Annotated in this window: 17 protein-coding genes; 14 read left to right on the top strand and 3 right to left on the bottom strand. The window is 68.3% G+C overall.

Annotated features, from left to right (window positions below; genetic code table 11):
- Positions 1–28 precede the first annotated feature (28 nt).
- Positions 29–763 (bottom strand): class I SAM-dependent methyltransferase, encoded by a 735-nt coding sequence (locus E0H73_RS37685; RefSeq protein ID WP_131364679.1) that lies wholly within the window; start codon positions 761–763, stop codon positions 29–31.
- A gap of 89 nt (positions 764–852) precedes the next feature.
- On the opposite strand from E0H73_RS37685, the gene E0H73_RS37680 reads away from it, so the two are divergent.
- The gene (locus E0H73_RS37680; protein WP_165555971.1) at positions 853–1551 is read left to right on the top strand and encodes an IMP cyclohydrolase; all 699 of its coding nucleotides are present in this window, start codon (positions 853–855) and stop codon (positions 1549–1551) included.
- Here the strand turns inward: E0H73_RS37680 and E0H73_RS37675 are convergent.
- On the bottom strand, positions 1515–2252 hold the full coding sequence (locus tag E0H73_RS37675; protein WP_131364675.1) for a GntR family transcriptional regulator: 738 nt from the start codon (positions 2250–2252) through the stop codon (positions 1515–1517). The two genes, E0H73_RS37680 and E0H73_RS37675, sit on opposite strands and share 37 nt — an antisense overlap.
- A 112-nt stretch (positions 2253–2364) precedes the next feature.
- On the opposite strand from E0H73_RS37675, the gene E0H73_RS37670 reads away from it, so the two are divergent.
- From E0H73_RS37670 to E0H73_RS37605, 13 genes are all read left to right on the top strand, one after another.
- Positions 2365–3423 (top strand): Gfo/Idh/MocA family protein, encoded by a 1059-nt coding sequence (locus tag E0H73_RS37670; RefSeq protein WP_238164531.1) that lies wholly within the window; start codon positions 2365–2367, stop codon positions 3421–3423.
- 16 nt (positions 3424–3439) lie between these two features.
- Complete coding sequence (locus tag E0H73_RS37665; protein WP_131364673.1) at positions 3440–4321, top strand: sugar phosphate isomerase/epimerase family protein; 882 nt, start codon at positions 3440–3442, stop codon at positions 4319–4321.
- Between the two features lie 37 nt (positions 4322–4358).
- The gene (iolC, locus tag E0H73_RS37660; protein WP_131364671.1) at positions 4359–5300 is read left to right on the top strand and encodes a 5-dehydro-2-deoxygluconokinase; all 942 of its coding nucleotides are present in this window, start codon (positions 4359–4361) and stop codon (positions 5298–5300) included.
- 1508 nt (positions 5301–6808) lie between these two features.
- Positions 6809–7684 (top strand): Cgl0159 family (beta/alpha)8-fold protein, encoded by an 876-nt coding sequence (locus tag E0H73_RS37655; RefSeq protein WP_131364670.1) that lies wholly within the window; start codon positions 6809–6811, stop codon positions 7682–7684.
- Positions 7685–7733: 49 nt separating this feature from the next.
- Positions 7734–8681 carry a 5-deoxy-glucuronate isomerase gene (iolB, locus tag E0H73_RS37650; RefSeq protein WP_131364669.1) on the top strand — a complete coding sequence of 316 codons (948 nt, stop codon included), beginning with the start codon at positions 7734–7736 and terminating at the stop codon, positions 8679–8681.
- A complete protein-coding gene (gene iolD, locus E0H73_RS37645; RefSeq protein ID WP_131364668.1) occupies positions 8678–10591 on the top strand; it encodes a 3D-(3,5/4)-trihydroxycyclohexane-1,2-dione acylhydrolase (decyclizing) in 1914 nt (637 codons plus the stop codon). Before iolB ends, iolD begins: the two co-directional genes overlap by 4 nt.
- A gap of 1 nt (position 10592) precedes the next feature.
- Entirely contained in the window at positions 10593–11486 is an 894-nt protein-coding gene (locus E0H73_RS37640) for a sugar phosphate isomerase/epimerase family protein (RefSeq protein ID WP_131364667.1), read from the top strand.
- A gap of 81 nt (positions 11487–11567) precedes the next feature.
- Entirely contained in the window at positions 11568–12563 is a 996-nt protein-coding gene (locus E0H73_RS37635; RefSeq protein WP_202867748.1) for a substrate-binding domain-containing protein, read from the top strand.
- A gap of 9 nt (positions 12564–12572) precedes the next feature.
- Positions 12573–13619 (top strand): ABC transporter permease, encoded by a 1047-nt coding sequence (locus E0H73_RS37630; protein WP_131364665.1) that lies wholly within the window; start codon positions 12573–12575, stop codon positions 13617–13619.
- Positions 13616–14509 carry an ATP-binding cassette domain-containing protein gene (locus E0H73_RS37625; protein ID WP_131364663.1) on the top strand — a complete coding sequence of 298 codons (894 nt, stop codon included), beginning with the start codon at positions 13616–13618 and terminating at the stop codon, positions 14507–14509. Before E0H73_RS37630 ends, E0H73_RS37625 begins: the two co-directional genes overlap by 4 nt.
- Positions 14506–15513 (top strand): Gfo/Idh/MocA family protein, encoded by a 1008-nt coding sequence (locus E0H73_RS37620; protein WP_131364661.1) that lies wholly within the window; start codon positions 14506–14508, stop codon positions 15511–15513. Before E0H73_RS37625 ends, E0H73_RS37620 begins: the two co-directional genes overlap by 4 nt.
- An 88-nt stretch (positions 15514–15601) precedes the next feature.
- On the top strand, positions 15602–17104 hold the full coding sequence (locus E0H73_RS37615) for a CoA-acylating methylmalonate-semialdehyde dehydrogenase (RefSeq protein ID WP_131364659.1): 1503 nt from the start codon (positions 15602–15604) through the stop codon (positions 17102–17104).
- A 584-nt stretch (positions 17105–17688) separates the two neighbouring features.
- The gene (locus tag E0H73_RS37605) at positions 17689–18840 is read left to right on the top strand and encodes an aminoglycoside phosphotransferase/kinase family protein (RefSeq protein WP_131364655.1); all 1152 of its coding nucleotides are present in this window, start codon (positions 17689–17691) and stop codon (positions 18838–18840) included.
- On the opposite strand, the gene E0H73_RS37600 is transcribed toward E0H73_RS37605, so the two are convergent.
- A complete protein-coding gene (locus E0H73_RS37600; protein WP_131364653.1) occupies positions 18837–19718 on the bottom strand; it encodes a LysR family transcriptional regulator in 882 nt (293 codons plus the stop codon). The two genes, E0H73_RS37605 and E0H73_RS37600, sit on opposite strands and share 4 nt — an antisense overlap.
- Positions 19719–19750: the final 32 nt, after the last annotated feature.

The following is a 19750-nucleotide window of genomic DNA, read 5'->3' as shown; positions in this document are numbered from 1 at the left end:
AGCTGCGCTCCGTCCTGTGGATCGGGAGCTAGTGCTTGGTGGCGTGGAAGATGAGGAGGCGGGAGTCTGTGGTTGCGGGCTCGTCGTGCCAGCCGCCTTGGATGGTGATGGCGCCGAAGCCGGCGTCTTCGAGGGCGGCGGTGATCTCCTCGACGGTGCGGAAGTAGAGGGTGGTGGTGTACACGGCATCGCGGCCGTCGTCGAACACGTTGTGCGCGTCGAACACCACCCGCCCACCGTCCACCTCGGTCACCTCGACCCATTCGCGCAGGTGACCCGCCGACGTGTCCCGTTCGCCGTACGTCGCTTCCCTCGTCCAGCTCTCCCAGGCACGCATGACCGGGTTGCGGCTCTCGAAGGTGATCACCCCGCCGGTCCGCAGGGCGTCGGCGCACGACTTGAGCGCGGACGGGAGGTCGTCGTCGGAGACATGCATCATCGTGTTGCCGCTGCTCACGACCAGATCGACGTCTCCCGTGGACGCGATCACGGACGCGTCGCCGTCGATCCATGTCACCGCCTCTGCGCCCGGCTGCCGGCGCGCGAAGTTCAGCATCGTCGGGCTCGGATCGATCCCGATGACGACGCGTCCGGGCGCGACCAACGCTCTGGTCAGGAGCCCGGTGCCGCAGCCGAGATCGACGACCTTGGTGGCCCCGATCGCGTCGGCCACCCGCCGGAAGTAGTCGTGGTCGGCCCCGGCCGGGTTGTCGACGTCGTACAGCTCGACGAGTTCCTCGTCCCCATACGGATCCAAAGTCACCGGCTCACGGTAGGTGCACCGATCGGGCTACGCAACGAGGTTTCCGAGCCCGACGATCCGGTCATCCGCTGCGATGCGAGGATGACGCCGTGCGTGGACTTGTGGATGTCGTTGGTGCGGTGGAGTATCCGGGGCGTGGGTTGGTGCTCGGGCGGGATCGGGAGGGTGTGCCGTTTGCGGCGTACTGGCTGACCGGGCGTACTGCGGCCTCACAGGGCCGGAAGCTGGTCGTGTCGGACGATTCGATCGTGGTGCAGGACGTGTCGGGTGCGTCCTCCGACGACCTGCGTCACTACACGGCCGCCGTTCGTAGCGACGGCTGGGTTGTCGTGGGCAACGGAACGCAGGTGAGTGAGCTGGCGCAGGCGCTGAGGGCCGGGCGCGATCTGCAGCTGGCGCTACGGGATCACGCGTATGAGCCGGACCCGCCGAACCGTACGCCGCGGATCTTCGCGACCGCATCGACGGACGGCACCAACGTGATCGTAGGCTCGGCCCGGTCCGTCCCCGGCGCTGAAGAGTTGGTGGAGCACCCGTCCCTCTTCGTCCCCGAGTTGCCGCCGGCAACGGCCGTCCACGTCAGCACGTACGCCGGGACCGCCGCCGACGTGATCACCTCCGGCTACCCCGAGGTCGTCGGCATCAGAAGCGGTTGGCAGGACATCGCGGACGGTGTCTGGGGTGCCCTCAGCTCGTCGCTACGGGTGGCCCTCTTCGTAGCCCCGCTCGCTGCGCCCTTCAGCGGGTCTGATCAACGATCAGAGACGAGGACCTCGACCGAGTACTGATCGGCTCGGTAGCAGTGGTCGCCGAACTCGACCGGCGATCCGTCGGCGTCGTACGCGGACCGGGTCATCGTGACCAGCGGTTCGGCCTTGGACATGTGCAGGGTGCGGCGTTCCTCGGCGGTCGCGTTGCGGGCGCCGATCCGCTGCCGGGCGACGGTCGGGCGGATCCCGCGAGCCCGGAGTACGGCGTACAGGCCGTCGGTCTCGAGTTCGGTCGCGGTCAGGTCGTTCATTGCTGGCGGCAACCAGTTGCGCAGGATCGCGAGCGGCAGATCACCGGCGTACCGCAACCGCACGATCGACACCAGCGGGCTGCCCGGCGGCAACCCGAGCACCTCGGCGGCCCGGTCGTCGTACGCCTCGCAGCTGAGCGCGAGCACATCGGTCCGCGGCGTCCGGCCCTCCCGGACCAGGTCGTCGTACAGGCTGGTCAGCTCGGCCTTGCGGTGCACCATCTGGTTCGCGACCGTGGTGCCGATGCCGCGGCGGCGGACCAGCAGGCCCTTGTTCACCAGCTCGGAGATGGCCCGGCGAACGGTCGGCCTGGACAGGCCGAGGCGGTCCGACATCGCGATCTCGTTCTCGAACGGGTCGCCGGGGCGGAGCGTGCCGCCGCTGATGGCAGCGGTCAGCTGCTCGGCGAGCTGGTGGTAGAGCGGCACCGGGCTCGTCCGATCGATGCTGATCGGCAGGGCGGCCATGGCCGGATGGTACCCGAGCAAGGTAAGTATGTCTGCACGTCCGAATGTGCTAACAAACTATTGACACGTCTTCTCCTGCCCGGAAGGCTGGCCGGGCGGGCGGCGCCGGACCATGCTGGAGCCGTCGACTGACTGCGCCTGGCCACTGGCCGGGTACGACGAGAGAGGGCGGCTGGGGATGCGGATCGGGTTGGTCGGGGTGGGGCGGATCGGGGCGTTCCACGCCGCGACGCTCAAGGGGTTACCGGCGGTGGTTCAGGTGGTGGTCGCGGACGCCGACTCGAGTCGTGCCGAAGTGGTCGCGAAGGACCTCGGCGTGGAGTTCGCCCCGGACGTGCCGGCCCTGCTGGCGAGCGGGCTGGACGGCTTCGTCATCGCCGCCGCCACGTCGGCGCACGCAGAGTTGATCGCAGCCGGTGTTGCCGCGGGCATTCCGACGTTCTGCGAGAAGCCGGTCGCTCTCGACCTGGCCGAGACGCAGCGCGTGGTCGAGTTGGTCGAGGCGTCCGACGTACCGGTGCATGTCGGCTTCCAGCGCCGGTTCGACGCCGGCTACCAGGCTGCGCGGGCCAAGGTCGAGTCCGGCGAGCTCGGCTTCATCCACCACATCCGTGCCAACACGAACGACGCGTTCCCGCCGCATCGCGAGTACATCCCGCAGAGCGGCGGCTTCTTCCGCGACTGCACGGTGCACGACTTCGACATCATCCGGTACGTCACCGGTCGCGAGGTCGTCAGCGTCTACGCGACCGGCGCCAACCGCGGCGAGGCATTCTTCGGCGAGTACGGCGACGTGGATGCGGCGGCCGCCCTGCTCACGCTGGACGACAGCACCTTCGTCGCGGTCAGCGGCACGCGCTACAACGGCGCGGGGCACGACGTACGGATGGAGCTCCTGGGCAGTCTGGGTTCGGTCGCGGTCGGGCTGGACGAGCACACCGCGCTCCGCTCGGCCGAACCCGGCGTCACCTTCCCGGACGGCAAGCCGCATCTAACCTTCATGGATCGCTTCCAGCCGGCGTACATCGCGGAGCTGACCGCCTTCACCGAGGTTGCCGCCGGCACTCGCGAGGTGCCCTGCACTGTCCGCGACGCGCTCGCCGCCTTCCGCATCGCCGACGCGTGCGAGCAGTCCCGGCACGAAAACCGCGTCGTCACCCTGAACCCCTGAAGAGGAGACCTGCTCGATGACTGATCTCGCTGCCCGGATCGCCGGCGCCCCGATCTCGTGGGGCGTCTGCGAGGTCCCCGGCTGGGGCTGGCAGTACGACGCGGAGACGGTACTGGCCGAGATGCGCGCCGTCGGCCTCGCCGCGACCGAGTTCGGCCCGATCGGATTCCTGCCGGACGAACCCGCCGACAAGGCGAAGACCCTGGCCGATGTGGGCCTGCGGGCCGTCGGTGGATTCGTCCCGGTCGTCCTGCACGATCCGTCGTACGACCCTGCTCTTGAGGTCACTCTGGCCCTCGATGGATTCGTCGCCGCGGGAGCCGGCACGCTGGTCCTCGCTGCCGCGACCGGCCAGGAGGGGTACGACGATCGCCCGGTGCTGGACGATGACGGTTGGGGCACGCTGCTCGCCAACCTGGACAAGCTGTCCGCGCTGGCCGCCGATCGCGGGGTGCTGGCTACGATCCACCCGCACGTCGGCACCATGGTCGAGAACACCGATGACGTCGACCGCGTCCTGCGCGGCTCGTCGATCGGCCTCACCCTGGACACCGGCCATCTGCTGATCGGCGGCGTCGATCCCGTCGCGTTGACCCTCGACCACACTGCCCGGATCAAGCACACCCACCTGAAGGACGTCGACGCCGGCTGGGCCGCGAAGGTCCAGGCCGGCGAGGTCACCTACACCGACGCCGTCCGGCAGGGCATGTACCGCCCGCTCGGCGCCGGCGACATCGACCTCACCGCGATCGTCGGCACGCTGGAGAAGTCCGGGTACGACGGCTGGTACGTGCTGGAGCAGGACACGATCCTCCCGGACCGGCCGGCCGACGAGGGCCCGGTGGTCGACGTACGGGCGAGTATCGCGCATCTGCGCGGGATCGCGGAGGCCGTGTAATGACCGTGTTGGCAGTCGATGAACGGGTGGCGGTGTGATGGCGGACGACGTACTGACGATCGGGCGGATCGGGGTGGACCTCTATCCGCTGCAGATCGGTACGCACCTTGAGGACGTCACGTCGTTCGGGAAGTTCTTGGGTGGAAGCGCGACGAACGTGGCGGTGGCCGCGGCGAAGCACGGGCGGAAGTCTGCTGTGATCAGCCGGACCGGCAACGATCCGTTCGGCACGTTCATCCATCGGACGCTGCTCGAACTCGGCGTCGACGATCGGTACGTGACGCCGGTCGACGGGCTGCCGACGCCGATCACGTTCTGCGAGATCTTCCCGCCGGACAGTTTCCCCTTGTATTTCTACCGGTTCCCGAAGGCGCCGGATCTCGTGATCAACCCGTCCGAGCTCGATCTCGAAGCGATCCGGGATGCGCGGATCTACTGGTCGACGGTGACCGGGCTGTCGGCCGAGCCATCTCGGTCGGCGCACTTCGCTGCCTGGGAAGCGCGTGGTCGGCGGCCGATCACGGTGCTGGATCTCGACTACCGGCCGATGTTCTGGGCCGATCCGAGCGAGGCGCACGAGCAGGTCAGCCGGGCGCTGGAGTACTGCACGGTTGCTGTTGGCAACCGTGAGGAGTGTGAAGTCGCGGTCGGCGAGACGGATCCGGACAAGGCCGCGCAGGCGTTGCTGGATCGCGGCCTCGAACTCGCCGTCGTCAAACAAGGCCCCAAGGGAACGCTGGCCCGAACCCGGGACGAGCGGGTCGAAGTACCGCCGTACCCAGTCGAGGTAGTCAACGGCCTCGGCGCCGGCGACGGCTTCGGCGGCGCGCTGTGCCACGGTCTCTTGTCCGGCTGGCCTCTGGAGAAGATCATCCGTTTCGCCAACACAGCCGGCGCCATCGTCGCGTCCCGACTCGAATGCTCCACCGCCATGCCCACCACCAAGGAAGTCCTCTCCCACATGGGTGATGAAGCATGACCCCTCCCGACCAGACCCCCGACTCCCGCCGCCCCATCCCCATCCGCCGCCCCAACCCAGACACCGACCCCACAGTCGTCACCCCCACCCCCGACCCCCCGGCCCGCTCCCACCGCCACCCCGACCCAGCCAACGACCCCACAGTCATCACCCACACCCCCGAAGCCCCAGGCCGCCCCCACCGCAGCCCCGACCCAGACAACGACCCCACAGTCATCACCCACACCCCCGATGACCCGGCCACCCCCCACCCCGACGACCCCACCCTGCCCGCCCACACCAGCCACCCCCGCCCCCACAACCCGGCTACCCCCAACCCCGGCTCCAACGACACCACCGTCATCGCCCAGCCCGGGGCCGACCCCGCAGCTGCGGGGTCCCACGGCAGGCCCACCGGCCCCAACGACCCAACGATCGCAGTGCCATCCGCACCGCGCGGTGCGAACAACCCGACGGCTGCTGTGCCGTCCGCACCAACCGGCGCCAACGACCCACCCGTCGCGGTGCCGTCCGCACGTCCCGGCGCCAACGACCCAACCGTGGTCGCACAGGCACCGCGGTACTCCGACGACCCAACCGTCGAGTCCTGGACTGATTCAGCGCAGTCCCACCCAGCCGCAACACCTACAGGACCCTCCACACCACAGGGCCCTGCCACACCACAAGCCCCTGCCACGCCGCCAGGTCCGGGTACGCCGCCAGGTCCAGGGCGCCACCACGCACCCCGCAGAGACGTGGGGCAGGAGGCGCCCGCCTCCGCGTGGCACCCTGCGACCCCGACCGGCCAACCGACCCCCACCGACGAGCCCGCACCCACCGGCCCCGCCGACGACCAGACAACCGCGATCGCCAACCTAGACGTCTCAACCGAGCAACCGCCCTCGCAAGCACCAGCGCAACCACCGTCTCAACCACCGGCGCAACCAGGGGGGCCAACGTCATCGCAAGGACCAGCCCAGCCATCGCCGCAGCCATCAGGCCAACCGCCGTCGCAAGGATCGGGGCAGGAGCCGTGGCAGGGATCGGCTCAAGCACCGTCGCCACAGGCAGGGCAGCAGCCGTCGCAGGAATCGGAGCACCCGCCGTCCCAGCCACCGGGGCAGGGGTTGGAGCAGGCGCCGTCGCAACCTGAGGGGCAGCAGCCGTGGCAGGGATCGGCGCAAGCGCCGTCGCCACAGGCAGGGCAGCAGCCGTGGCAGGGATCGGAGCAGCCGCCGTCCCAGTCACCGGGGCAGGGGTTGGAGCAGGCGCCGTCGCAACCTGAGGGCAAGCAGCCGTGGCGAGGATCGGAGCGAGCGCTCCCGCCGGCGGCAGGGCAGCAGCCGTGGCAAGGATCGGAGCACCCGCCGTCCCAGCCACCGGGGCAGGGGTCGGAGCACCTACCGGCGCAGCCACCGGGGCAGCAGACGTGGCAGGGATCGGAGCATGTGCCGTCGCAACCTGCGGGACAGGTGCCGTCTCTTGCGCCGGCGTATGTGACTGCGGGTGCGCAGGGGTATGGGGCTCGGTTGGCTGAGTTGACTGAGATTCGGGTGCGTCATCCTGAGCGAGTTGCGGATGCGTGGCAGCGGCGTCGGACTCGCGAACTCGTTGGGGAGGACGGTCGCCTGCTGATCGTTGCGGCTGACCATCCGGCGCGCGGTGCTCTCGGCGTACGTGACGATCGACTCGCCATGGCCAGCCGGCCCGGCCTGATCGATCGGCTGATCACGGCGCTCGAGCGTCCGGGTGTCGACGGTGTCCTCGCAACACCGGACGTTCTCGAGGATCTCCTCCTGCTAGGCGCGCTCGAGGGAAAGGTGGTCATCGGCTCGATGAACCGCGGCGGCCTGCAGGGCTCCGCCTTCGAGCTCGACGACCGATTCACGGCCTACGCAACAGCAGCCGACATCGCCTCGCGCCGGCTCGACGGTGGGAAGATGCTGACGCGCATCGACCTCGGCGACCCCGGCACCGTGGCTACGCTCGAAGCCAGCGCGAAGGCGGTCACCGAACTCGCCGAGCACAAGCTGATGGCAATGGTCGAGCCGTTCTGGTCCACCCGCCGCGACGGCCGTGTCACGAACGTCCTTGACGCCGACTCGGTGATCAAGTCGGTGAACATCGCCGCCGGCCTGGGCGCCACCAGCGCGTACACCTGGCTCAAGCTCCCAGTTGTCGACGACCTGGACCGAGTCATGGACTCGACCACCCTCCCGACGCTGCTCCTCGGCGGCGACCCGACCGTCGCTCCCGAAGAGACGTACGCGTCCTGGGGCAAGGCCATGAGCCTCCCGTCGGTCCGCGGACTCGTCGTCGGCCGCGCGCTCCTGTTCCCGCCCGACGGCGACGTCGCATACGCCGTCGACCACGCCGCAGCCCTGGTACACGGAGGCGCCGCATGACCGAGCATCGCGAACCAGCCACCTCCGCACGGGGAAGCGAGGCACGTCCATGACCGAGTGGTTCAGGCCCGCCGGATCCACGTCACACCAGGGATTCGACGTGTCCGTCACCCCAGGGGAGAAGGACTGGGAGCACACCGGCTTGTACGTCGCGACCCTGCGCCCAGGGCAGTCCGTCGAGATCGACACCGGCGATTGCGAGTACCTCGTCCTCCCGCTGAGCGGATCAGCCGAAGTGATCGTCGACGGTGAGACCCTCCCGTTGGGCGGCCGCGCCGACGTGTTCGCCGGCCCGACCGACCTCGCGTACGTCCCACGCAACTCGACCCTTGCCGTCACCAGCGCGGGTGGCGCCCGCATCGCCTTCCCACACGCGAAGGCCGCGAGCGACTACCCGTACCGCCGGATCGGCGTCGAGCAGGTGGAGACCGAACTACGCGGCGCGGGCGTCGCGTCCCGCCAGGTCCGCAACTTCGGTACGCCGGCCGTCCTCGAGGCCGACTCGATCATCGCCTGCGAGGTTCTCACCCCGGCAGGGAACTGGTCGTCGTACCCGCCGCACAAGCACGACGAGCACAAGCCTGGCAAGGAGAGCGTGCTGGAAGAGATCTACTACTTCGAGCTCCAGCTCTCCGACGCTGCCCCGGAAGGTGTCAAGGGCAACGACCCGATCGGTTACCAGCGGGTCTACGGCACCGAGGACCGCCCCATCGACGTCCTCGCGGAGGTTCGCGACGGGGATGTGGTGCTGGTGCCTCACGGTTGGCATGGTCCGGCGATGGCGCCTCCTGGTTATGACATGTACTACCTGAACGTGATGGCCGGCCCCGGAACCGAACGCCAGTGGCTGATCACCGACGACCCGAACCACGGCTGGGTCCGCGACCTGTGGGCCACCCAGCAGATCGACCCGCGCCTGCCTTTCGGTGCAACAGATCAGTTCGGATCAGCAGAGCCTTTCGATGCAGCAGAGCCTTTCGGAGGAGAACAGTCATGACGGTGCGTCTCACGGTCGCGCAGGCGTTGGTGCGATTCCTGAGCGTCCAGTACTCGGAGCGTGACGGCGAGCGGCAGCGCCTGTTCGCCGGGTGTCTGGGCATCTTCGGGCACGGCAACGTGGCCGGCGTCGGCCAGGCATTGCTGCAGGCCGAGCTCGAGGACCCGACGGCACTGCCGTACATCCTGGCCCGCAACGAGCAGGCCATGGTGCACACCGCGTCCGCCTTCGCCCGCACCCGTGACCGGCTCCAGACCTATGCCTGCACGGCAAGCATCGGCCCGGGCTCGACCAACATGGTGACCGGCGCGGCCCTCGCCACGGTCAACCGGTTGCCGGTACTCATCCTCCCTTCGGACGTGTTCGCAACCCGGGTGGCGACCCCCGTGCTGCAGGAATTGGAGAACGTCGGCGCCGGCGACGTCTCCGTCAACGACGCGTTCCGCCCGGTGTCGAAGTACTTCGACCGCATCTGGCGCCCCGAGCAACTGCCGTCGGCACTGCTGAACGCCATGCGGGTGCTGACCGACCCGGTCGAGACCGGCGCGGTGACCTTGGCCCTGCCACAGGACGTGCAGGCCGAGGCCTACGACTGGCCGGACGAGCTCTTCACCGAGCGCACCTGGTACGTCGCAAGGCCATTGCCTGAGGCATCAATTGTCGACAAGGCGGTAGATCTCCTACGGGCCGCGAAGGCGCCGCTGATCGTCGCCGGTGGTGGCGTGCACTACTCCGGCGCCGAGGACGCGCTGCGCCGGTTCGCCGAGGCGACCGGCGTACCTGTCTCGGAAACCCAAGCAGGCAAGGGATCCCTGCGCTACGACCATCCGCAGTCGGTTGGCGCGGTCGGCTCGACCGGGACCACGGCAGCCAACGCCCTGGCTCGTGACGCCGACCTGGTGATCGGTATCGGCACTCGCTACAGCGACTTCACGACGGCCTCGCGGACAGCCTTCCAGAATCCGGACGTGCGGTTCGTCAACATCAACGTTGCGCGCTTCGACGGTGGCAAGCATGCCGGCCTTCCTCTCGTCGCGGATGCCCGGGAGGCCCTTGTTTCCTTGACATCCGCGCTCGGCGACTGGTCTGTGGGCGATCAGTACAGATCATCGGCGTCCACTCTCGCAACCCAGTGGGACGAGATTGTGGACAACACCTACAACCCTCCCGCGGAGGTGACCTCGAAACTCGCCGTCGGCGTCCTGACCCAGGGCGAGGTGCTCGGTGCCGTCAACGAATTGTCGGCGGCATCTGATGTGGTGGTTTGCGCAGCCGGGTCGATGCCCGGCGAGCTGCACAAACTGTGGCGGACGCGCGACCCGAAGGGATACCACGTCGAATATGGCTACTCCTGCATGGGATACGAGATCGCCGGCGGCATCGGGGTCCGCCTCGGCGCACCGGATCGCGACGTCTTCGTCCTGGTCGGCGACGGGTCGTACCTGATGATGTCGAGTGAGCTCGTCACCGCGGTCCAGGAGAACGTGAAGATCATCGTCGTCCTGGTTCAGAACCACGGCTTCGCCTCCATCGGCGCGTTGTCGGAGTCGCTCGGTTCGCAGCGCTTCGGGACGGCGTACCGCAGGCGCAGCGGCGACGGGCGGCTGGACGGGGACTACCTGCCGGTGGACCTCGCGGCCAACGTTCGGAGCCTGGGCGTGGACGTGATCGAGGTGCACGACCGCTCCGAGCTCGAGAAGGCGATCGGTACGGCGAAGGCCGCCAACGGCCCGATCGCGATCCACGTCACGACCGATCCGCTGATCGGCGGGCCGGACAGCGAGTCCTGGTGGGACGTCCCGGTCAGCGAGGTGTCCGCGCTGCAGTCCACCCAGGCCGCATCCGCGCAGTACGAGGAGAGCAAGAAGGCTCAGCGGTTGTACGTCGCTCCGGTCGAGGGAGACAGCTGACATGGGCACGCTGAGCATCGGTACGGCGCCGGACTCGTGGGGAGTCTGGTACGCCGACGATCCGCGGCAGACCCCGTGGACCCGGTTCCTCGACGAGGTGGTGGCAGCCGGCTACACCCGGATCGAGCTGGGACCGTACGGCTACCTGCCGACCGATCCAGTCCGCCTCAAGGACGAGCTGGACCGGCGCGGCCTCACGATCACCGCTGGCACGACCTTCGAGCAGCTGCACAGGCCGGACGGATGGGAGGGGACCTGGCGGGACGTCGCGAAGACCGCCGAGCTGACGGCGGCGATGGGCGCCAAGCATCTGGTCGTGATGCCGTCGATGTGGCGCGGCGACAACGGCGAGATCGTCGAGGACCGGCTCGACCACGAAGGCCAGGCACGGCACGGTCAGCAGGTGACCGAGCTGGGTCGCCGGCTGGCCGACGAGTTCGGGCTGCAGACGCAGTACCACCCGCATGCTGACGGGCATGTGGACACGCAGGACACCGTGGAGCGCTTCCTGGAGGAGACCGACGGCGACTACGTGAACCTGTGCCTCGATACCGGGCACATCAGCTACTGCGGTGGTGACAACCTCGAGCTGATCCGCAAGTACCCCGACCGGATCGGCTACATCCACCTGAAGCAGGTGGATCCGAAGGTCCTCGCCGAGGTCGAGGCCGAGAGCCTCAGCGTCGACGAAGCCGTTCGGCGCGGCGTGATGTGCGAGCCGCCGAACGGCGTACCCGAGTTGCCGCCGGTGCTGGATGCGTTGGCTGCGCTCGACAGTGACCTGTTCGCGATCGTCGAGCAGGACATGTTCCCCTGCCGACCCGACGTGCCGCTTCCGATCGCGGAGCGCACGTTGGCCTATCTGAGATCCCACGGGGGTGGCGAATCGAGGTGATGGCCAGCAGAGTGTGAAACTCTCTGGTCCCACGCAACTCCGCGGAGTGGCCGCGGCTCGTCTGAAAGGCTGGTTGGACTCATGATTCGGTGGCAGAAGAAGGCGGTGGCCGCGAGCGCGGTGATCGCACTGGCGACAGCGCTGGCGGCCTGCAGTTCCTCCGGGGGCAAGCAGGAGGAGGAGAACTCCGGCGGCAGCGGCGGGAACGTCGCGGACACCCCGCGGATGAAGGTCGCGCTGATCACTCACTCGGGTCCCGGCGACACCTTCTGGGACATCGTCCGGCGTGGTGCCGAGGCGGCCGCGAAGAAGGACAACATCGAGCTGCAGTACTCCGCCGACCCGGACGGAGCCGCACAGGCCAACCTGGTGCAGACCGCGATCGACTCGAAGGTCGACGGCATCGCAGTCACGCTGAACAAGCCGGACGCGGTCATCCCGAACGTCAAGAAGGCGGTCGCGGCCGGCGTCCCGGTGTCGGTCCTCAACGGCGGCCTGGACTCCTGGAAGACGACCGGCGCGGTCGGGTACTTCGGCCAGGACGAGCGGATCGCCGGCCAGGCGACCGGTGACAAGCTCAAGCAGCTCGGCGCGAAGAAGGTCATCTGCGTCATCCACGAGCAGGGCAACGTCAGCCTGGAGGCCCGCTGCCAGGGCATCAAGGACAAGTTCGGCAACGTCGAGAACGTGAACGTCAACGGCACCGACCAGCCCGGGACGCAGGCGACACTCACCTCGAAGCTGCAGGCGGACAAGACCGCCGACTACGTGGTCGCGCTGAACGCCGGGATCGCACTGACCGCGGTGACGGCCGCCAAGGACGCCGGTTCGGCGGCCAAGATCGCCAGCTTCGACATGAGCAAGGAGATGGTGGCGGCGGTCAAGGACGGCACGGTGCAGTTCGCCGTCGATCAGCAGCCGTACCTGCAGGGCTACCTGGCGATCGACGCGATCTGGCTCTACAAGACCAACGGCAACACCATCGGCGGTGGCGAGGCGACGCTGACCGGGCCGGCTTTCATCGACAAGTCGAACATCGCGGCGGTGGAGAAGTTCGCCACGGCCGGAACGCGCTGAGGCAGCCACATGGCATCGACCATCACCTCGCCCGCGCCGGCGGACGACCGCGTCTCCGCTCGATCGATCGGGGCCCGGCTGCTGAGCCGGCCCGAGATCGGATCGCTCGTCGGCGCGGCCGTCATCCTGGTGTTCTTCCTTATCGCCGCGCCGCCGTTCCGCGATATCAACAACACGGGCACGATCCTGTACCAGGCCGCACTGATCGGTGTGATGGCGGTGCCGGTCTCGCTGCTGATGATCGGCGGCGAGTTCGACCTGTCGGCCGGGGTCGCGGTGACGACCTCCGGCCTGACCGCGGGCCTCTTGGCCTACCAGCTCAGCGTGAACGTCTGGGTCGGCGTCGGGGTCGCGCTCGCACTCTCGCTGGCGATCGGCGCGTTCAACGGCTGGCTGCTGATGCGGACCGGGCTGCCCAGCTTCCTGGTGACGCTGGGCACCTTCTTCATCCTGCAGGGCCTGAACATCGCGATCACCCGGTTGGCCTCGGGCGCGGTCGCATCGAACTCGATCAGCGACATGGACGGGTTCGATGCCGCCAAGGCGGTCTTCGCGTCGGAGTTCAAGGTGGGCGGGGTCACGATCAAGATCATCGTGGTCTGGTGGATCGTGTTCGTGGCGGCCGCGGCCTGGGTGCTGCAGCGGACCCAGATCGGTAACTGGATCTTCGCGGTCGGGGGCGACGCCGCAGCGGCCCGCGCGGTCGGCGTACCGGTCACGAAGGTGAAGATCGGGCTGTTCATGGCGGTGGGATTCTTCGCCTGGTTCACCGGCATGCAGCTGCTGTTCGTGCAGAACGGCGTGGTGCAGTCCGGTGAGGGTGTCGGCAAGGAGTTCCTCTACATCATCGCGGCGGTCGTCGGCGGCTGCCTGCTCACCGGTGGCTACGGTTCCGTGGTCGGCGGGGCGATCGGCGCGCTGATCTTCGGCATGGTCCAGCTCGGCGTCGTGTATGCCGGGTGGAACCCGGACTGGTTCAAGGCGTTCCTCGGCGCCATGTTGCTGCTGGCAACGATTGTCAACCTCGTCGTCAAGCGGCAGGCGGAGGCACGATGACCACCTCGACGAGCTTCGATTCCGGTACGGCCACCGGCTCGGCCACGCCGATCGTCGAACTGCACGACGTCGGCAAGAGCTACGGCAACATCCATGCGTTGCGGGGTGTGTCGCTGTCGGTCCGGCAGGGCGAGATCACCTGTGTGCTGGGCGACAACGGCGCGGGCAAGTCGACCCTGATCAAGATCATCGCCGGCCTGCACGACTACACCGCCGGCACGATGATGGTGAACGGCGTGCAGCGGCACTTCTCCTCGCCGCGAGAGTCGCTGGACAGCGGTATCGCCACCGTCTATCAGGACCTGGCGCTGGCACCGCTGATGTCGGTCTGGCGGAACTTCTTCCTCGGCAACGAGATCACCGCAGGCAGGCTGGGCCAGCTGAGATCGGCCCGGATGAAGCGGATCGCGCACGAGGAGCTGTCGAAGATGGGGATCTCGATCCCCGATCTGGAGCAGCCGGTCGGCAAGCTGTCAGGCGGTCAGCGCCAGTGCGTCGCGATCGCGCGCGCGATCCACTTCGGAGCGAAGGTGCTGATCCTCGACGAGCCGACCGCGGCGCTTGGTGTGAACCAGTCCGGCGTGGTGCTGAAGTACATCGTCAAGGCCCGTGACGCGGGGATCGGGGTCATCTTCATCACCCACAACCCGCACCACGCGTACCTGGTCGGCAACCACTTCGTCGTTCTGAAGCTCGGCCGGGTCGCGCTCGACACGCATCGGGCCGACATCACGCTGGAGCAGCTGACCACCGAGATGGCCGGCGGCTCCGAGCTCGAGGCGCTCAGTCACGAACTGCGCGACGCCAATCCCGAGGCGGTCGTCGACCAGGGGGACACCCGGCCGGTTGACACGCCTGCGGACAATGAGGAGGAGAGGGAGGGGCCATGACCGATCTCCGGGTCGGCATCGTCGGCGTCGGAGTGATGGGCGCCGACCACGCCGAGCGGGTTGCACGCCGTACCGCCGGCGCGCGCTTGGTCGCTGTCGCGGACCCCGACTTCGCTCGCGCCGAGGCCCTCGGGAAGAGCCTCGATGTCCGGGTGGTCGAGGATCCGCTCGATCTGATCGCCGCGGACGACGTGGACGCGGTGATCCTGGCGTCGCCCGGCTTCGCCCACGCGGAGCAACTGCTCGTGTGCCTGGAGCACCGCAAACCGGTGCTGTGCGAGAAGCCGCTGACGATGGACGCGGCATCCTCGCTCCAGGTGGTCGAGGCGGAGCACAAGGTCGGCCGGCCGCTCATCCAGGTCGGTTTCATGCGCCGCTTCGATCCGGAGTACGCCGCTTTGAAGGAGCTGCTCGACTCCGGCGAGCTGGGCCGGACGGTGATGCTCCACAACGTGCACCGGAACAAGTCCGCCCCGGTGACGTTCCGCAGCGAGATGATCGTGCGGGACTCCATGGTGCACGAGGTGGACATCGCGCGCTGGTTGCTGGGCGACGAGATCACCCGGATCACCGTGCACGCCCCGAAGCCCAGCGGCCTCGTCGGCGACGGCGTACTCGATCCGCAGCTGGCCCTGTTCGAGCTGGCGAACGGGACGATGGCCGACGTCGAGGTGTTCGTGAACTTCCAGGTTGGGTACGAGGTGCGGTGTGAGGCCGTGGCCGAACGTGGCAGCGCGACCATCGGGCTCGGGTCGGGTGTGTTCACCCGCGCCGGCGGCCAGTGGGGCGGCGCGATGCCGTCGGACTTCCGGGTTCGCTTCGAGCGTGCGTACGACATCGAAGTGCAACGCTGGGTCGAGGCCGCAGCGCGCGGTGGGATCGACGGACCGAGCGCCTGGGACGGCTATGCGGCGGTCGCGGTCTGTGAAGCCGGCATCGAGTCCCTCACCTCCGGCCGCCCCGTCGACGTCGACCTGGCCGACCGCCGGAAGGTCCTCGGATGAACCGCCGAGCTGGCCCCGGAGGACCGCCGCAAGGCCTCGGATGAAGAGCCTGTCGTCAACCTGTCACCCCATGCAGTAAGGAAGCATCGTGAGTACTGAGATCAAGCGCATCACCCACCTGGTCGGCGGCAACTCCTGGACCGGCGTCGCCGAGCGGACCAGCAAGGTCTACAACCCGGCGACCGGCCAGGTCACCGGCGAGCTCGACCTGGCCTCGGCCGCCACCGTCGACGAGGTGGTGAAGGTCGCCCACGAGGCGTCCCGTGCCTGGGGGCAGACGTCGCTGACCAAGCGGACCCAGGTGCTGTTCGCGTACCGCGAGCTGGTGAACCAGCACAAGGACGAGATCGCCGCGCTGATCACCGCCGAGCACGGCAAGGTGCTGTCCGACGCGGTCGGCGAGGTGACTCGCGGCCTGGAGGTGATCGAGTTCGCCTGCGGGATCCCGCACCTGCTCAAGGGCGGATTCAGCGAAGGCGTGTCGACCAAGGTCGACGTGTACTCGATCCGTCAGCCGCTCGGCGTCAGCGCGGTCATCTCGCCGTTCAACTTCCCGGCCATGGTGCCGATGTGGTTCGTCCCGATCGCGGTTGCCTGCGGCAACAGTGTGGTGATCAAGCCGTCCGAGAAGGACCCGTCCGCCGCGAACGCGATGGCCGGGCTGTGGAAGGAGGCCGGCCTGCCCGACGGCGTGGTGAACGTTCTGCACGGTGACAAGGAGGCCGTCGACCGGCTGCTCGAGCACCCCGACATCAAGTCGGTGTCGTTCGTCGGTTCGACCCCGATCGCGAAGTACGTGTACGAGAACGGCACCAGGAACGGCAAGCGCGTGCAGGCGCTCGGCGGTGCGAAGAACCACATGATCGTGCTGCCCGACGCCGACCTTGACCTGGCCGCCGACGCCGCGGTGAACGCCGGATTCGGGTCGGCCGGCGAGCGCTGCATGGCGATCTCCGCGCTGGTCGCGGTCGAGCCGATCGCCGACGAACTGATCGGCAAGATCAAGGACAGGATGGCGAAGCTGAAGACCGGTGACGGGACGCGGGGCTGCGACATGGGCCCGCTGGTCACCGGTCCGCACCGCGACAAGGTCGTCGGGTACGTCGCTGCTGGTGTCGATGAGGGCGCTGAGCTCACCGTCGACGGGCGCAACGGTGATGTCGACGGGGCTGCCGAGGGCTTCTGGCTGGCGCCGACGCTGTTCGACAAGGTCACTCCGGAGATGTCGATCTACACCGACGAAATCTTTGGGCCGGTGCTGTCGGTCGTCCGCGTTCCGTCGTACGACGCTGCGCTCGACCTGGTGAACTCGAACCCGTATGGCAACGGGACGGCGATCTTCACCAACGACGGTGGTGCGGCTCGGCGGTTCCAGAACGAGGTCGAGGTCGGGATGGTCGGCGTGAATGTCCCGATCCCGGTGCCGATGGCGTACTACTCGTTCGGTGGCTGGAAGAACTCGCTGTTCGGCGACACCCACGCGCATGGGATGGACGGGGTGCACTTCTTCACCCGGACGAAGGTCGTCACGTCTCGCTGGCTCGATCCGAGCCACGGCGGGATCAACCTGGGCTTCCCGACTCATGACTGAAGGCAGGGCTGTCGCTTAGGTGTAGCGTCGAAGACAACCCCCGGGGCATGAGGAGTACCGCGGCGTACGAAGGGCCGGTCGGCCCGTCCGAAGTCAGCGAACACCAAGCCCCGGAGTGCGTCATGTCGAAGAGCAAAGGCGGACGTGAAGTCCGCAAACCCAAACAACCCAAACAGCCGAAACCCAACCCGAGCGACGGCACAGTAATCCCACCCACCAAACAGGGCAGGAAGTAACCGCCAGCCTCGGTAGCAACACGCGCCATGCGGCTCGCGAACTCCTCGGTCCCGGCCTCACCCGGGCCCGAGGAGCCGGTGCGAGGGAGGTGGCCGGTCCGGGCCGGGGTGGCTGGTGCTGGTGGTGGTCGGGGGTTGAGGTGGCTGGTTGGGAGAGCGTTGTGTGGGGCGGGGGTGTCGTGTTGGGCGTTGACCTGGGGGGTGGGGTTGGGTACCGTCTTGGGGGCGTTGTGGGGACGCGTCGAGACTCGCCGGAAGGCTGGAAGCCACCTCACCTTTCATTGGATTGAGCGCAGTTGGTGACGCTCTCTTGTGGCCCGTGCGAGTCCGGGAGCGAGAGGACGCGTTGTGAGACTGCTACCTGACAAGCCGAGCATGGAGTTCCTGCGTAAGCAGGCCAAAGACCTCCTGGTCGCGTTGCGTGAAACCACCGCCGGATCGACGCTCGCCGATGCGCAGCGGACGCTGGCGGGCGAGTACGGGCTGCACGACTGGCCCACGCTGAAAGCCGAAGTCGACCGGCGGAACGCCGACGCCCCCGTCGCTCCCGACGGTCTGGCTGACGAACTCGCCGCCGCCTTCGGACTCGGACGTACGACCGAACCCGCCACCCCAGTTTCGTTCACGCCGATGGGACGGTCGTGGGAGTTGACGACCGACCGCGGTCGGTGGCTGGCCGTCACGGTGTATCCGTTCATCACGCCCGAACAAGCCGAGATCAGCGCCCGGCTCCGTGATGCTGCGGTCAAGGCCGGCGTGTCCGCACCGGTCGCCGTACGGAGTCCGCAGGGACAACTGATCGAGCGCGTCCGAGACGAGAGCTGGCGTGTCCACGAGTGGATCGAGGTCGGCCCGTCACCGGTGACACCGGTCTCGACAGCAGTTGCCCGGCAGGTCGGTACGACGTTCGCGACCTTGCACGCACTGGCGATTCCCAGCGAAGCGCCGATCAGCCCATACCTCACCTGGCGGCAGTCCGACGCCGAGTGGCACCAGCTCCTCGACCGGGCTCGGGCTGCCGGCAAACCGTGGGCGGACCAGCTCGAAGCTCGTCTCCCCGGGGTGTTCGAGCTGCACACGATCGATGCCGACTTCACCGGTCCGGGCTTCATCCTCTGCAACAGCAACCTCCAGCCCTCGACCGTCCGGCAGGGCCGCAACGACGAGCTCGTCGTGACCGAATGGGACTTCACCGGTTCGCTGACCCCTGAGTTCGAGGTCGCGTCCTCGCTGACCCAGTGGGCGATGCGCCCATCGGTCAACCGCCGATCGATTGCGGCGTTCCGCGAGGGGTATCTCGACCGTGGTGAGTGGCCCAAGCTCGAACTGAACTCGTTCGGCATCGCCGTGACCGGCTGGCTCAACTGGGCCCACAACACGATCTGCGAAGCCATCGACCCGGAGAATCAGGACCGGGCGGAGTTCGCCGAGCGTGAGGCCATCGGCGTACTCAACCGGCCGATGACACGCGCTGTCCTCGAGGAGATTCTCGACGCCTAAAGGCCGGACAGTACGGCGGTCAGTGCGGCGGCGGACGGTTCCGAGGTATGGCCGTGGAGCAGCTCGGTGCGGTGGAGCAGGCGGGGAGTGCTCAGCGGAACCGTGGCCACCTCGGAACCCGTTGCTGACAAGGGAAGTACGGCCAGGCCGTGGCCGGCCGCGATCAGGGCCAGCAGGCTGGCGACATCCGTGCCGGAGTAGGTGAGCGCCGGCCGGATGCCGTCGGTCTCGGTGGCGGCGCGGAGATCGGGGAGCGGTGCCGCGACATCGGGGGCATCGATCCAGCGGGCGTCGACGAGGTCGTGGAGGCTGATCCGGCGGCGGCCGGCCAGCGGGTGATCCTTGGCGAGGGCAACTACCAGGTCCTCGTGCGACACCGCGGTGGTGCGCAGCGATCCGACCCCGAACAAGCGGAGCGGGTCGCTGGGCGCCGCCACTCCGTCGATCAGGCCCAGGTGATGCTCGCCTGCTGCCACGCCCTGCGCCACCGCCTCGCGGCCGCGCACCGTCAGGACGACGGCAGTCCCGGCGCGAGCACGTCGTACCTCGGTCAGGGCGTTGGCCAGCCGGCCGTCGGCGGCTGCGAGCGGGGAGGCCGCGATGGAGAGGGTGCCGGGCGGATCGCCGATGGCGCGGTGGACATCGGCGCGGGCGGCGTCGAGGCGGAGGAGGATGGCGCCGGCATGTTCGAGCAGGCGCTCGCCCGGGACTGTCGGGACCACGGGCCGTCGGCGGAGGAGTGGCGTACCGAGATCGTGTTCGAGCGCGGCGATGTGCTGGGAAACCGCGGACTGCGTATAGCCGAGGCGGTCCGCGGCAGCGGAGAACGAGCCGCATTCGGCAACCGCCACGAAGGTGCGCAGCAGGTGTGGATCCACATGGATCAGTATCCCTTATGCCCAGTGCAGAG

It is taken from the genome of Kribbella pittospori (genome assembly GCF_004331465.1).
Lineage (GTDB): Bacteria > Actinomycetota > Actinomycetes > Propionibacteriales > Kribbellaceae > Kribbella > Kribbella pittospori.
Note: the sequence above shows the minus strand (reverse complement) of the source record. Positions and strands in the feature narration are given on the sequence as shown.